At 38.7% G+C, this 14,013-nt stretch carries 11 protein-coding genes, 2 pseudogenes and 1 riboswitch; of the genes and pseudogenes, 10 read left to right on the top strand and 3 right to left on the bottom strand.

From position 1 onward, the window contains the following. The first annotated feature begins 1 nt into the window (after position 1). The 6 genes from E3C75_RS09225 to msrB all read left to right on the top strand — a co-directional run bounded on the left by E3C75_RS09225 (position 2) and on the right by msrB (position 5,248). Positions 2-547, top strand: a complete 546-nt coding sequence (locus E3C75_RS09225; protein ID WP_002953238.1) for a GNAT family N-acetyltransferase — start codon at positions 2-4, stop codon at positions 545-547. Next, positions 537-1,226: an amino acid ABC transporter permease gene (locus tag E3C75_RS09220; RefSeq protein ID WP_162173405.1), complete on the top strand. Its 690-nt coding sequence runs from the start codon at positions 537-539 to the stop codon at positions 1,224-1,226. Before E3C75_RS09225 ends, E3C75_RS09220 begins: the two co-directional genes overlap by 11 nt. After that, positions 1,213-1,980: an amino acid ABC transporter ATP-binding protein gene (locus E3C75_RS09215; RefSeq protein WP_084828928.1), complete on the top strand. Its 768-nt coding sequence runs from the start codon at positions 1,213-1,215 to the stop codon at positions 1,978-1,980. The genes E3C75_RS09220 and E3C75_RS09215 overlap by 14 nt, the downstream gene beginning before the upstream one ends. A gap of 9 nt (positions 1,981-1,989) precedes the next feature. Continuing rightward, positions 1,990-3,339, top strand: a complete 1,350-nt coding sequence (gene purB, locus E3C75_RS09210; protein ID WP_084828927.1) for an adenylosuccinate lyase — start codon at positions 1,990-1,992, stop codon at positions 3,337-3,339. Positions 3,340-3,357: 18 nt separating this feature from the next. After that, positions 3,358-4,170, top strand: a complete 813-nt coding sequence (locus tag E3C75_RS09205; RefSeq protein ID WP_002953233.1) for an amino acid ABC transporter substrate-binding protein — start codon at positions 3,358-3,360, stop codon at positions 4,168-4,170. Positions 4,171-4,297: 127 nt separating this feature from the next. Next, entirely contained in the window at positions 4,298-5,248 is a 951-nt protein-coding gene (gene msrB, locus E3C75_RS09200) for a peptide-methionine (R)-S-oxide reductase MsrB (protein WP_041827064.1), read from the top strand. A gap of 364 nt (positions 5,249-5,612) precedes the next feature. Here the strand turns inward: msrB and E3C75_RS09195 are convergent, their stop codons facing one another. The 3 genes and pseudogenes from E3C75_RS09195 to E3C75_RS09185 form a co-directional block, all read right to left on the bottom strand. Continuing rightward, positions 5,613-6,962 carry an MATE family efflux transporter gene (locus E3C75_RS09195; RefSeq protein WP_162173404.1) on the bottom strand — a complete coding sequence of 450 codons (1,350 nt, stop codon included), beginning with the start codon at positions 6,960-6,962 and terminating at the stop codon, positions 5,613-5,615. A 127-nt stretch (positions 6,963-7,089) separates the two neighbouring features. Next, positions 7,090-8,366 (bottom strand): annotated as a pseudogene (locus E3C75_RS09190) (nucleobase:cation symporter-2 family protein). Next, positions 8,366-8,946 (bottom strand): annotated as a pseudogene (locus tag E3C75_RS09185) (xanthine phosphoribosyltransferase). The pseudogenes E3C75_RS09190 and E3C75_RS09185 overlap by 1 nt, the downstream one beginning before the upstream one ends. A 142-nt stretch (positions 8,947-9,088) precedes the next feature. Continuing rightward, a riboswitch (purine riboswitch) is annotated at positions 9,089-9,184 on the bottom strand. A 205-nt stretch (positions 9,185-9,389) separates the two neighbouring features. Here E3C75_RS09185 and E3C75_RS09180 point away from each other — a divergent pair. The 4 genes from E3C75_RS09180 (at position 9,390) to E3C75_RS09165 (ending at position 13,939) form a co-directional block, all read left to right on the top strand. Continuing rightward, positions 9,390-10,070: a response regulator transcription factor gene (locus tag E3C75_RS09180; RefSeq protein ID WP_111679645.1), complete on the top strand. Its 681-nt coding sequence runs from the start codon at positions 9,390-9,392 to the stop codon at positions 10,068-10,070. Next, positions 10,060-11,034, top strand: coding sequence for a sensor histidine kinase (locus tag E3C75_RS09175; RefSeq protein WP_011227354.1), 975 nt, complete (start codon positions 10,060-10,062; stop codon positions 11,032-11,034). The genes E3C75_RS09180 and E3C75_RS09175 overlap by 11 nt, the downstream gene beginning before the upstream one ends. 144 nt (positions 11,035-11,178) lie before the next feature. Next, positions 11,179-11,937: an ABC transporter ATP-binding protein gene (locus E3C75_RS09170; RefSeq protein WP_111679644.1), complete on the top strand. Its 759-nt coding sequence runs from the start codon at positions 11,179-11,181 to the stop codon at positions 11,935-11,937. A 1-nt stretch (position 11,938) separates the two neighbouring features. Then, positions 11,939-13,939: an ABC transporter permease gene (locus E3C75_RS09165; protein ID WP_111679643.1), complete on the top strand. Its 2,001-nt coding sequence runs from the start codon at positions 11,939-11,941 to the stop codon at positions 13,937-13,939. The last annotated feature ends 74 nt before the right edge of the window (positions 13,940-14,013 follow it).

The following is a 14,013-nucleotide window of genomic DNA, read 5'->3' as shown; positions in this document are numbered from 1 at the left end:
TATGGAGAAAGTTAGTATAAAAGAGATTGAACAGCTCACAGAACTCTTTCACACAGCATATAGTAATAATGAAAAGCTAGGAATTCATTTCAAAGCTGCTACCATTAGTTCTGAGGAAGTTGAAGACCATTGGCTAGGGCAACCCATGTTTACTGAAAAGGCCGATGGAAAGATAGTGACAACAGCATCTCTAAGATTACCATGGTCTAAAAATCCTTCTCCCTTTGCTTTACCTCATCTTGGTTGGGTTGCGACCCATCCTGATTATCAAGGGAGGTCTTTGGCTAGGATGCTTATAGAAGAAGTAATTGACGAATTTGTTATTAAGAAATTGAGAGCACCTGCTATAACTTTGGGAACTGCACTTGAACACCCATGGCTTATCAAAGCTTATGAGAAGTTGGGCTTTGTTTACTTATCGGAAAAACAACTTTTTTCGGATCATAAGACTATATATATGATTAAGATATTGGATAAAAAAGCTCTTTTGAATGTTAATGATAAAGAATTACAAGATCTAATAAAGGAGAATGTTAATGAATTTTAGTTGGGAATATTTTTTTGAATTATTTGTAAAGTTACCAGCCTATATTCCAGTAACTATTTTTATAGCTCTTATTTCTATGATTTTAGCTATTCTAATTGGACTATTTATTACATGGTTGCAATTGTCTAAAAGTAAGGTTTTGATATTTATCTCACAAGTTTATATTTCTCTCTTTAGGGGAATGCCAACGCTTGTTCAATTGTTCCTTATTTTTTATGGTTTGCCTCAACTATTTCCTGCTTTCAAAGGAATGTCGGCATTAACTGCTGCTTTAATTGGAATTGGGTTAAAAGAGGCTGCTTACTTGTCAGAAATATTTAGGGCGGCAATTAACTCTATTGATAAGGGACAAATTGAAGCTGGGGAAGCATTGAATATTCCTGCTTGGAAGTTGTTTCTTCATGTAATCCTTCCCCAAGCTACCCTAAATGCTCTTCCTGCAACAGGCAATACCTTTATTAGTTTGTTGAAAGAAACATCTTTGGCTTTTACATTAGGGATAACAGAGCTTTTTGGTAATGCTAAGATGATTGCTGGCGAATCGTTTCGTTATTTTGAAACCTATTTAGCAGTTGGTCTACTATATTGGATAATGATTGTAGTATATACATGGGTTCAAAAACAATTTGAAAAAGAATTAGAAATTCCGTATAGGAGGGATTTACATGACTCTTATTAGTTTGAAAGATCTAGATGTAACAATTGGTAAAAAACAAATTTTGAAAAATATTGACTTGGAAGTTGAAAAAGGTTCAGTTACTGTTTTTATCGGACCGAGTGGTTCTGGTAAAACAACCCTACTAAGAACTATTAATTTACTTCAAAAGCCCAGTCAAGGTATATTACGGATTTCTAATACAGAAGTTGATACTTCAAAATTGTCTAAGAATGCTATTCGAGAGATAAGACAATACTCAACAATGATCTTTCAGAGTTTTAACTTATTTAAAAATTTTACCGTACTAGAAAATGTGTATCGTCCTCTTATTCTAAACGGAAAATATAGTAAGTCAGAAGCTAAAGAAATTGCGCTACAAGCTTTAAAAGACGTTGGTCTTGAGAAATTTGTTTCACAATACCCTGCTACCCTATCTGGGGGTCAGCAGCAACGGGTGGCAATTGCGCGTGCGGTTGCTTTTCATCCAGAAGTTATTCTATTTGATGAACCTACGTCTTCACTAGATCCTGAGATGGTTGAAAGTGTTCTTCAAGTTATTGTAAATCTTGCGAAGAAGAATATTACAATGATCTTGGTAACACATGAAATGGAGTTTGCAAGAAAAATTGCAGATAAGGCTGTCTTTATAGAAAATGGTGAAATCCTAACTCAAGGAGATGCTAAGATTTTACTATCTAATGAGGGTAGTCATGATAGGGTACGTTCTTTTGTAAACTCACTGTACAGAGGCACACCAGAAAGTGCAGAATTGTAAGGAGATTCTATGACGAGTGTTTTAGATTCCATATTATTGCAAAATAATTTTTCAACTCCAGCTATACGTTCTATATGGAGTGATGATAATAAAATTTCAAAACAATTGGCTGTTGAAGCTGCTTTAGCGAAGATTGAAGGTGATTTAGGCATCATTCCAAAATCAGCAGCTGATAAAATTGTGAAAAAAGCCAAGGTAGATAACTTTGATTTTCTTTCTCTACAAAAAGAAAGTGCTGAGAAACGTCATTCATTGATTGCTCTCATTCATGCTTTGCAAGAAGAGGTTGGAGGAAAAGAAGGTGAGTTTGTTCATTATGGTGTCACTACCCAAGATATAGTGGATACTGGTATAATGTTGCAAACTAAAGAAGCCTATAATATCATTTTGGATCATACAAAAGACCTTATTTCTACTCTAGCAAAATTAACCAAAGAACATCGTTCGACACTTATGATAGGTCGGACACATGGTATACATGCTATTCCAATCACTTTTGGCTTCAAATTGTCAATCTGGTTGGATGAACTCTTACGAAGTCAACGAAGGTTGAAGCAATTGCTTGAGAATGATGTTTTCGTAGGTAGTATCAGTGGTGCGGTTGGTTCTTATGCCTCATTTTTCGGTAGAGGAAGAGAAGTTGAGAAGGCAGTCTTAAAAGAGTTAGGCTTAGCTGTTCCTAACATCTCTTGGCAACCTTCTCGAGATCGTTTTTCTGAATTTGCAAGTGTTTTAGGTATTTTCTCAGGTACACTTGGGAAAATCGGTCGTGAGCTTTTTACATTGATGAAAACAGAAATTGATGAGGTACATGAGCCTTTTAAAAAAGGTGAAGTAGGATCATCAACCATGCCTCAAAAACGTAATCCTGCCCTTATTGAAGGGTTAGCGAGCCTGACACAACCGGTCTTTAAAGATGTTGATTTGATGTTTCAATCGCTTCTAATTGATGGTGAGCGGGATGCTATTCATTGGCGTAATGAATGGGTAGCTTTACCAGAAATTACAAGCTATCTTGATGCTCAAATCGTCAACGCAACTTATATTTTATCTGGATTGAAAGTTAATCAAGATAAGATGCTTGATAATTTAAATAAACAAGGAGCTCTCCCATATTCTGAGCGTATCATGTTTGAAGTGGGACTAAAACTCGGCAAACAGACTGCCCACGAAATTGTCTATCAGGCAGCAATGACTGCACTTGAAGAAAACAAAGACTTCATTGACTTGGTTTACTCAGATGAGAGGGTGAGGTTAAACTTCACAAAAGAAGATATATTATCTTGGGTAGATCCTAAAAATAATATTGGTGAATGTCTAGAAAAAGTGGATGAAGTTTTATCACAAGTAACTATTTAATTTATAAAGGAGATTATTATGAAAAAGAAATCAATTTTTGCTATTGTAGGTATTATTTTTATTGCTGTAATTGCATATTTTGGCTATCAAACTGCATCAGGTTCGAAAACGACCCAAACAGTCTCAAAATCTAGTTCAAATGAAAAGGTTCTACGTGTTGCCACAACAGGTGTAAGTTTCCCTGGTTCTTATAAAGATTCGAATGGTGATTTGACAGGTTTTGATGTAGAAATTGCTAGAGCAGTTGGCAAGAAAATCGGCTATAAAGTGGAGTTTATAACAACAAGTTTTGATGGACTGTTTGGTCTTTTGCAAAGTGGTAAAGTTGATGCGGTCGCAAGTAGTATCGCAATTACGGATGAACGCCAAAAATCTTACGATTTCACAACACCGTATGCAACCTTCCAATATGGTGTTGTCGTTAAAAAAGATTCTTCACTAACAAATATTAATGAGCTTGGGGGTCATACATTAGCAGCAACCGTTGGTTCAAACCAAATTAAAGTTGTTAATGCTTATGATCCATCTATTCAAATTCAAACCTTCGATGACCGTGAAGCAGCTTTGACAGGGGTAACGAATGGTCAAGTTGATGGTTACTCAAACTCTAAGACAATCTTATCAGCTATTATTAAACAAAAAAATCTAGATCTGAAGATTTTGGATGGTGAATTAGGACAAGAAAACATTGCCATTGCTTTCAATAAAGGAAAAAATAAAGACTTACGAGAAAAAGCGGATAAATCTGTGGAAGAGTTAATTAAAGATGGAACAGTCTCAAAACTTTCTAAAAAATACTTCTCAGGTATTGATGCCACTTATAAAAAATAACCCTCATCAAACAACGACCCAATGTCGTTGTTTTTTTCTCTCCAAGTCACCATAAGTGCGAAATCTCCCAAAAAGAGTTACACTTAAAGCGTGGAGATGCAAGTATCTAGTGAAGGGAGTGCTAAAAATGTCAAATCCAAATAATCATGTGATCTATCTTGCTGGTGGCTGTTTCTGGGGTGTGGAAGAGTACTTCTCTCGTGTGCCTGGTGTGTTAGATGCGGTTTCGGGTTATGCTAATGGTAGTAGTGAGACGACTCGTTATGAGCTCATCAGTCAGACGGGACATGCTGAGACTGTTCAGGTGACCTATGATGCTGGCAAGGTGACATTGCGAGAGATTCTGCTACATTTTTTCCGTATCATCAATCCTCTAAGCAAAAACAAACAGGGGAATGATGTGGGAACCCAGTACCGTACGGGTGTTTACTATACTGATGTAAATGACCTTCCAATCATCGAGAAAGTTTTCCAAGAAATGTCTGAGCAATACGGTCAGCCTTTGGCGGTTGAGTTGTTGCCACTTCAGCACTTTATTCCTGCTGAGGAATACCATCAGGACTATCTCAAGAAGAATCCTAATGGCTATTGCCATATTAATGTTAATCAAGCCGTTAACCCTGTTATTGATTCAAGTTCTTATCACAAGCCAAGTCAGGAGGAACTTAAAGTAAGTCTGAGTCCAGAAGCCTATGCTGTGACCCAAGAAAATAGAACAGAACGAGCCTTTACAAGCCCACTTTGGAATCATTTTGAACCAGGGATTTATGTTGATGTAGTGACCGGTGAGCCTCTCTTTTCATCTAGGGACAAGTTTTATTCAGCCTGTGGCTGGCCAAGTTTCTCTCGTCCTATTAGTCCCGAGGTTGCCAACTACAAAGAAGACCATTCTCACAATATGGATCGTATTGAGGTTCGTAGTCGTGTAGGAGATTCTCATCTTGGGCATGTCTTTCCAGATGGGCCAAGTGACAAGGGGGGGTTACGCTACTGTATCAATGGTGTAGCAACGCGATTTGTGCCTAAAGCTGATATGGAAAAAGAAGGCTATGCCTACTTACTTGACCAAGTAGATTGACTAGTCACGAGTTTTAAGAGATGTTTTTAGCAGAATCATGTCATAACTAAAGAGGTTGGAGTCCCTTGCTACCAACCTCTTTTGCATGTAAAAGAAATTAAGGAAAGCCTTTTAAATCTAACATAAAATATCACCTAACCTTTCAGGACAAAAATTGACCTTTTTCAATATTAAACATCTATGCTTTCATTAATGGATCCAGTTTGGCAATAAGCAGGAAAATCTGAATATAACTAATCACTCATAAAAGAAACTTTCTGTACATTGACAACAGTTTATTTGTTTTCAATATGAAGGAGGCTTTTTCTTTATTATCAAGTTTTGAGCAGAGAAAAAGCAGTCTAACTAGACTGTTTAAGGTATATTAATGATGTGATTCGTAGCGTTTGACGATTCTATTTAGGCGCCATTGGTAACAAAGACCACTGACGATAAGACTGGCAATCAGGCCAATCCAGTAACTATATGGACCCAGTCCAGCAACTTTTTCAAGAAGGTAACCAACAGGAAAGGTCAAGCCCCAGTAGGACAAGACACCGAGATAGAAAGGAACCTTGGTGTCCTTATAGCCACGCAGAATTCCTTGAAGTGGAGCCGCAAAGGCATCCGATACTTGAAAGAAGAGGCTATAGGTCATGAAAACGGTTGTCATTCTCAAAAACTCAGGTTCATGTCCATAGAGTTCAGCTAAATCATATCTCAAGAAATAGAGAAAGAACAAGGTAAAGCCAGCAAAAACTAAGGCAGTTAGACGTCCTAGTTTGCTATAGCTCTTAACCGCATCCATGCGTTTAGCTCCAAATTCATAAGAAATAATGATAGCCATTGCACTGGAAACACTGAGAGGAAAGGCATACGTGAGGTTTGAGAAATTCATGGCCGCCTGATGACTGGCAATGACTAGGGATGGATACTTGGCCATAACTAGACCAACGCCTGAGAAGATGGAGACCTCCGCAAAGACCGTTCCACCAATGGGGAGGCCTAGTTTCAGTGCATCAAGCAGAGCCGTCTTATCAAGGGGTTGGATTTTTTCAATCTGGTAGGGTTTAACCTTCTTATGCTTTCTGATAACTGCGATGGAAATAAGGAAAAGAGCCCAGTAAGCCAATGAAGTTCCCAGACCTGCTCCGGCTCCCCCCAACTCTGGTAGACCAGCGATGCCATAGATGAGGAGAAAATTGAAGAAACCATTTAGTGGTAGAAGCAAAAGCATGAGGTACATGGAAAGGCGCGTGAGGCCAAGCGCATCAAGGAAGGAGCGAACCACGCTAAAGAGCAGAAGGGGAATAATTCCAAGGCTCAAAAAGCGTAGGTAACCAAGGGCTACCTTTCTGACCACTGGTTCCAAACCTAAGTGTCCCAGAACTAAGGGTGCCCCCAGAAAAACGAGGGCAAAGAGGATCAGTGATAGACCTAAAGCCATATAGAGAAATTGATAGAAATCTGGAGCTACTCGATCCTTGCGACCTGCCCCTAGATGGTGCCCGATAATCGGAACCAAGGCAGAGACGATACCTGTTAAGAAGGTAAAAAAAGGACTCCATAAACTCGTTGCCATGGCTACACCCGCCAAGTGTAGGGCATCGTATTGACCAGTCATGGTAGTGTCCACAAAGGCTGCCGAGAAGTTGGCGAACTGATAGATTAGTATGGGCACAAAAATCTTGAAGAAAACAAGAAATCGCTCACGGAGAGAATGTGTTTTGTGCATTCTATTCTCCTTTCTAAATTAATTTTTCAAACATTTATATTTTTATTGTACTATAGATATGACTTGGATTCAATATGTTTTATTGCATGATAAAACACCTAAGTCAAGCGACTCAGGTGTTCTTGTGTTATTTTTCTTTTTTATTATGGTTCAAAATGGCATTGAGGACGATGGCAAGTAAGCTTGCGACCACGATACCGTTTGAGAAGAACATTTGGAAAGCTGTTGGTAAACTGTTGCAGAGGTTGCTATTGTTAAGACCAACCCCTGCAGCGATTGATACCGCAGCAATCAAGAAGTTGTGTTCGTTGTTAGCAAAATCAACACGTGCCAAGATTTGCATCCCTTGAATAGAAACAAAACCGAACATGACTAGCATAGCACCACCAAGTACTGGGCTTGGGATGATTTGAGCCAAGGCACCAAACTTAGGAAGGAGTCCGAGAAGAACAAGGAAGCCAGCTGTATAGTAGATTGGCAAGCGTTTCTTAATGCCTGACAACTTCACAAGACCAACGTTTTGAGAGAAACCTGTGTATGGGAATATGGGAAGGTATTGAAGATTCCACCAAGGAGAACGGCCATACCCTCAGCTCGGTAGCCGTTACGGAGGCGAGTGCTATCAATTGGGTCTTTGGTAATGTCAGAAAGCGCCAAGTAAACCGCGGTTGATTCAACCATTGACACAGTAGCGATGATACACATCATGATGATTGATGACAACTCAAATTTAGGCATTCCGAAGTAGAACGGTGTTGGCACATGGACAACAGGTGCCGCATCTACCGGTGAGAAGTCAACTAAGCCCATGCTTGCTGCGATAACAGTACCTATAACCAAATCAATTAAGATTGAGATTGATTTGATAAATCCTTTGGTAAAAATATTAACCAAAAGGATGATAAGAATCGTGATAGCTGCAAGGAAGAGGCTTTGACCAGTAGGTTTGTCAACGTTGTTCCCCATATTTCCGATAGCGACAGGGATAAGGGTCAAACCAATAGTTGTGATGACCGATCCCGTAACGATGGAAGGGAAGAGGTTGGCAAATTTTGAAAAGACACCAGAAACAAAGATAACATAAATCCCTGAAATGATAAGGGCACCAAACATGGCACCGCTACCATGACTCTTACCAATCATAATGAGTGGAGCCACTGATTGGAAGGCAACTCCAAGCACAACTGGAAGACCAATACCGAAGTGTTTATTGAGTTGAAGTTGGAGGAAAGTTGCCACACCACACATGAAGATGTCAGTTGAAATCAAGTAGGTTAATTGATGAGCTGAGTATCCCAAAGCACCAGCAATCATGATTGGAACCAGGATTGAGCCTGAGTACATGGCGAGTAAGTGTTGCAGTCCTAAGATTGCCGCTTGCGAGTGTTTCTCTTTATTTTGCATTAGATGTCTGCCTCCTTAAATACGACCTGACCATTTTCGAAACGCTCCAAACGAGCAAGTGAAACAACTGGGTAGCCGGCTTCTTCCAAAATAGCACGACCATCTTGGAAGGATTTCTCGATAACGATTCCGACAGCTTCGACGTGTGCGCCAGCCTCTTCAATGATTTGGATCAAGCCTTTGGCAGCTTGGCCGTTAGCCAGAAAATCATCAACGATGAGAACCTTATCTTCAGGAGTGAGGAACTTGCTTGCGATAGAGACAGTGCTAGTCACCTGCTTAGTGAAGGAATAAACCTCAGCAGTGAGGATTCCTTCATTCATGGTGATATTTTTAGCCTTTTTAGCAAAAATCATAGGGACATCCAAGGCCTCAGCAGCATAGAGGGCTGGTGCAATACCAGATGCTTCGATAGTCACCACCTTGGTGATGCCAGTATCCTTGAACTTTTTAGCAAATACCTTTCCAATTTCACGCATGAGCTCAAAGTCAACTTGGTGAGTTAAAAAGAGTCAACTTTGAGGATGTTCTCCCCAAGGACATTCCCATCATTGAGAATACGGTCTTCCAGTAATTTCATATTACCTCCTATAAAAAATAAAGTGTATTTTGATTTTTCTCATATTCTATTGAGACTCTGACAAAGATCAAACCAATCGAATAACAGAAAAAGGCTTGCCAAGCAAGCCTTTAAAATCATAAAAAGACGATAAAATCTTTTGATGACTTTATGACTTACTCATTGTTAGGTGTTACGGCACCTTGTAGAAACGTCACGCCGATTCGTGACATAAATAAGTAATGTTCTCATTATTTGATGAAGCTGTCGTTGGTTGATGATAAACCAACATCAACTCTATTATAATACTATATTTTCTTTGAAGACTCAAAGGATTTTCCTATGAAAACGCACTATTTTAAAAGTTGTAAAATTCAATCTAACATTATTGTAAGATTTGCTGAGAATTGTCGTTTCTTATAGCATTTCTTGATATAATAGTGGGAAATGAAAGAGGTAGAGTTATGCATAAGATTTTATTAGTGGAGGACGACGAGGTTATCCGTCAACAAGTCAAAAAAATGCTAGAACAATGGGGTTACGAAGTTGTTCTTGTTGAAGATTTCATGGAAGTATTATCTATTTTTGTAAAAGTAGAGCCCCACTTGGTTCTTATGGACATTGGTTTACCTCTATTTAATGGTTATCATTGGTGTCAGGAAATTCGTAAGGTCTCCAAGGTGCCTATTATGTTCTTGTCTTCCAGAGATCAGGCCATGGATATCGTTATGGCAATCAATATGGGTGGGGACGACTTTGTGACTAAACCCTTTGACCAAAATGTTCTCTTGGCAAAAATTCAAGGGCTTTTGCGCCGATCTTATGAGTTTGGAAAGGATCAGAGTCTTTTGGAATATATGGGTGTGATTTTGAACCTTAAGGCCATGGATCTGGTTTATCAGGGAGAAGTCGTTTCTTTGACCAAGAACGAGTTTCAGATTTTACAAGCTCTCTTCGAACATGCTGGTAATATCGTTAGTCGGGAAGACCTCATGAAGGAGCTTTGGAATAGTGACTTCTTTATTGATGATAATACCCTGTCTGTCAATGTGGCACGTTTACGTAAGAAGTTAGAGGCAGTTGGTTTGAAGGACTTTATTGAAACCAAGAAAGGTGTCGGTTACGGGTTGCGTCATGATGGATAAGCGTCAATTTGTCAAATATCAGATTAGGTCTCGTCTACCTTTCTATCTTTTGTTTATTTTTAATGAAATCATCTTGGTTTTGTTTGCCTTTTTATTTGAAGAGGCAGCAGATATTCTTCATTATGCCTTGACCATACTGACATTTGTGGCTATCATCATAGCTATTTGGGACTTGGTTAGCTCTTATCAGTCTTATAACTTAGCCTATCTCTATGAGAAAATGACACCATCAAGTCCTTTAGAGTTTTATCTAGCTCAGGCCTTGGAAAATGCTAAGGAGAGTCAAATGGTTCAGACTGAGGAGGAGCGCAAGCGCTATACAGATTTGATGGACTACTATACCCTTTGGGTGCATCAAATCAAGACGCCAATAGCGGCTAGTCAATTATTGTTAGGGGATGTTACAGATAGTAAAACGAGGGCTCTCTTGGAGCAAGAGGTCTTCAAGATTGATGCCTACACCAATCTGGTCTTGCAGTATTTACGTTTGGAAAACTTTCATGATGATTTGCAGTTGAGGCAGGTTGCATTAGACCCCTTGGTTAAAGAAGTTGTTAAAAAGCATAGTATTTTCTTTATTCAAAAAGGATTAACTATTAATCTACATGACTTGGATGTTGAGGTCGTTACAGATGAAAAATGGCTCTTGGTTATCGTAGAGCAGGTCTTATCAAATAGTTTGAAGTACACAAAAAGTGGTGGCATTGACATTTACTTCAAAGATAATAGGCTTTATCTTAAAGATTCTGGGATTGGTATCAAGGATAGTGATATTTTACGTGTCTTTGAGCGTGGTTTTTCAGGTTACAATGGCCGCTTAACTCAGCAGTCGTCTGGACTGGGTCTCTATCTTTCAAAGAAAATAGCTGATCAGCTTGGACATGATATTAGTATTAGCTCCCAAGTAGGTCAAGGAACCACAGTTTCCATTCATTTTCAAAAGCAGAAGTTGGCTATTGATTAATAACTTACAAAAGTGTAAGAAATAAGGCTAGAAATGAAAGCAAGGGTTATGGTTGAGACCTTGCTTTTTCTATAAAATGGTATCAGAAGTTAAGTAAGAGGTTCCTAGAATCTCTTCTAAATCTATAAAATAAAGGAGCTTATTATGACATTACTAGATGTTCAACATGTTAAAAAAATCTATAAAACACGTTTCAAAGGAAATCAGGTTGAAGCCCTTAAAGATATCCATTTTACGGTTGATAAAGGTGACTATGTTGCAATCATGGGTGAGTCCGGGTCAGGAAAATCAACCTTGCTTAATATCCTTGCCATGCTTGATAAACCAACAGCAGGGCGTGTCTATCTGAATGGTATGGACACAGCAACCATCAAAAACAAGGATGCTTCTAGCTTCCGTCGTGAAAGATTAGGGTTTGTTTTCCAAGATTTCAATCTTTTAGATACCCTATCAGTTAAAGATAATATCCTGCTACCTTTGGTTCTTTCTCGTCGCCCACTTAAGCAAATGATGACACAAGTAGATGCAATCAGTCGTCAACTGGGAATTCATTCCTTACTGGAGAAGTACCCTTATGAAATTTCAGGTGGCCAAAATCAAAGGGTTGCGGTTGCGCGTGCAATCATCACAAAACCAGAAATACTCTTAGCAGATGAGCCAACAGGTGCTTTGGATTCCAAATCTTCAGCGGCGCTATTGGATGTTTTTGATGCTATTAATGCCAGCGGTCAGACCATTCTCATGGTAACTCACTCGACAGCGGCCGCCAGTCGAGCGAAGCGTGTTTTGTTTATCAAGGATGGTATTCTTTATAATCAAATCTTCAAAGGGGATAAGTCTGAACATCAAATGTTCCAAGAAATTTCCGATACACTAACTGCAATGGCAAGTGAGGTGAACTAATATGTTTCGTCTAACCAATAGACTGACTTTGTCCAATCTCATAAAAAATCGTAAGCTTTATTATCCTTTTGCTTTGGCAACTATTCTGGCTATTGCCATTACCTATATTTTTACATCTTTAACGCTTAATCCACATCTGGATGACTTAACTGGGTCAGATCCTATCAAGATGGTTTTGGGTATGGGACTTGTGATTGTCGCCCTATCCTCAGGAATCATTGTTCTTTATGCCAACAGCTTTGTCATGAAAAACCGTTCAAAGGAGCTTGGTCTCTATAGTGTGTTAGGTTTAGAGAAGCGTCACCTCTTTAGTATGATGTTAAAAGAAACGGTGATTTTGGGTTTTGTGACTCTGCTTCTAGGTATAGGTGTAGGAGCGCTATTCGATAAACTCATCTATGCTTTTCTTCAAAGGATTATCGGTGAAAGTACTGGTTTAGTTTCAACCTTTCAGGTAATGACAATTACTATTGTTCTTGTCATCTTTGCTTGTATTTTTAGTTTGTTGGTTTTGGTAAATGGTTTCCGATTGCTACGGCTTAATCCTTTACAATTAACTAAAGATGGCCTTAAGGGTGAAAAAAAGGGACGTTTCCTAGTTATTCAGACCTTTTTGGGGCTTGGGGCTATGGGGTATGGTTACTACCTTGCTCTTTCTGTTCAGAATCCAGTAATAGCTATTATGAGTTTTTTCTTGGCTGTTTTACTAGTTATTCTAGGAACTTATCTTCTCTTTAATGCCGGGACAACAGTAGTTCTGCAACTCTTGAAAAAGAAGAAAAGCTACTATTACAAGCCTAATAATATGATTTCCATTTCCAACCTTGTCTTTCGGATGAAGAAAAATGCAGTTGGGCTGGCGACTATTGCTATCCTCTCAAGTATGGTTTTGGTGACACTTGTAGGAGCTGCAAGTATCTATGCTGGGAAAAAAGACTATTTGGTGAGTGCTGCTCCACATGATTATTCAGTTTCGGGCAATAAAGTTGACCTTACAAGCACTAAAAAGCTTATGGATGATTTCTTAATCAAAACAGGTGAGCAAGCAAATGAAGAAGTAGCTGTCTCTTATCTTTTCTTTGGTATAAAAAATCAAGAAACTAATAAGTTAACTGTTTTTACTAAAAATGAAAGAAAAGTTGTTCCAAAATCAATTGTTCTGGTCTTCTCTCAAGAAACCTTTAAGCAATTGACAGGGAAAGAACTCAATCTCAGTTCTAATCAAATTGCCTTATACACTAAGAATAAAACATTGAAGACGCAAAAGAGTCTGTCCATAGATGGTAAGAACTACCAGATTCATAGGCAACTTGGTGACTTTATCAATAAAAAAGTACCAAATATCTATAAGATTATTGTGTCAGATTATAGCTACTTAGTTGTACCAGATATCAAGATTTTTGAGTCATCAATGAAAGGGACATCAATAGCGCAAGCTACTTATGTTGGTGTTAACGTCAAGGACCCCACACATGATGCCAAGAAAAATTTAGATTTGCTAGACCAAATAGCAGGTGAAGCAACAAAACAGTTAGCTGGACAAACTACAGGTGTCCCTGAGTCTTACTTCTCTGCAAACAGCCGATATGATGCAGAAGGGATGGTAAATGGCTTTGTTGGCGGAACCTTCTTTATTGGTATCTTCCTATCCATCATCTTCATGCTTGGCACAGTTCTTGTGATTTACTATAAACAGATTTCCGAAGGTTATGAGGATCGTGAGCGCTTTGTTATTCTTCAAAAGATTGGTTTGGACGACCTTCAAGTCAAGCAAACCATTCGTAAGCAAGTTCTTACCGTCTTCTTCCTCCCTTTGATTTTTGCCTTTATTCACTTGGCCTTTGCTTATCATATGATCAGTTTGATTGTGCGTATCATTGGAGTTCTCAATCCAGATCTTATGTTAGTGGTCACTATCATTGTTTGTGGTGTTTTCTTCCTAGCTTATATCTTGGTTTTCGTCCTAACATCGCGTTCTTATCGTAGAATAGTATCAATGTAACTGACATAGAGTCTAGTTCAAGCTAGGCTCTATTTCTTTTATGCTATAATAGATGACAGAATTATAAATTATCG

It is taken from the genome of Streptococcus thermophilus, from assembly GCF_010120595.1.
Taxonomy (GTDB): domain Bacteria; phylum Bacillota; class Bacilli; order Lactobacillales; family Streptococcaceae; genus Streptococcus; species Streptococcus thermophilus.
This window is presented reverse-complemented; position numbering and strand designations above follow the sequence as displayed.

Excerpts from the sequence above, each read along its gene's own strand:
- E3C75_RS09170 (WP_111679644.1), top strand. The coding sequence starts at position 11,179 with ATGACATTACTAGATGTTCAACATGTTAAAAAAATCTATAAAACACGT.
- E3C75_RS09215 (WP_084828928.1), top strand. The coding sequence starts at position 1,213 with ATGACTCTTATTAGTTTGAAAGATCTAGATGTAACAATTGGTAAAAAA.
- E3C75_RS09205 (WP_002953233.1), top strand. The coding sequence starts at position 3,358 with ATGAAAAAGAAATCAATTTTTGCTATTGTAGGTATTATTTTTATTGCT.
- msrB (WP_041827064.1), top strand. The coding sequence starts at position 4,298 with ATGTCAAATCCAAATAATCATGTGATCTATCTTGCTGGTGGCTGTTTC.
- E3C75_RS09180 (WP_111679645.1), top strand. The coding sequence starts at position 9,390 with ATGCATAAGATTTTATTAGTGGAGGACGACGAGGTTATCCGTCAACAA.
- E3C75_RS09175 (WP_011227354.1), top strand. The coding sequence starts at position 10,060 with ATGATGGATAAGCGTCAATTTGTCAAATATCAGATTAGGTCTCGTCTA.
- E3C75_RS09220 (WP_162173405.1), top strand. The coding sequence starts at position 537 with ATGAATTTTAGTTGGGAATATTTTTTTGAATTATTTGTAAAGTTACCA.
- purB (WP_084828927.1), top strand. The coding sequence starts at position 1,990 with ATGACGAGTGTTTTAGATTCCATATTATTGCAAAATAATTTTTCAACT.
- E3C75_RS09225 (WP_002953238.1), top strand. The coding sequence starts at position 2 with ATGGAGAAAGTTAGTATAAAAGAGATTGAACAGCTCACAGAACTCTTT.
- E3C75_RS09165 (WP_111679643.1), top strand. The coding sequence starts at position 11,939 with ATGTTTCGTCTAACCAATAGACTGACTTTGTCCAATCTCATAAAAAAT.
- E3C75_RS09195 (WP_162173404.1), bottom strand. The coding sequence starts at position 6,962 with ATGCACAAAACACATTCTCTCCGTGAGCGATTTCTTGTTTTCTTCAAG.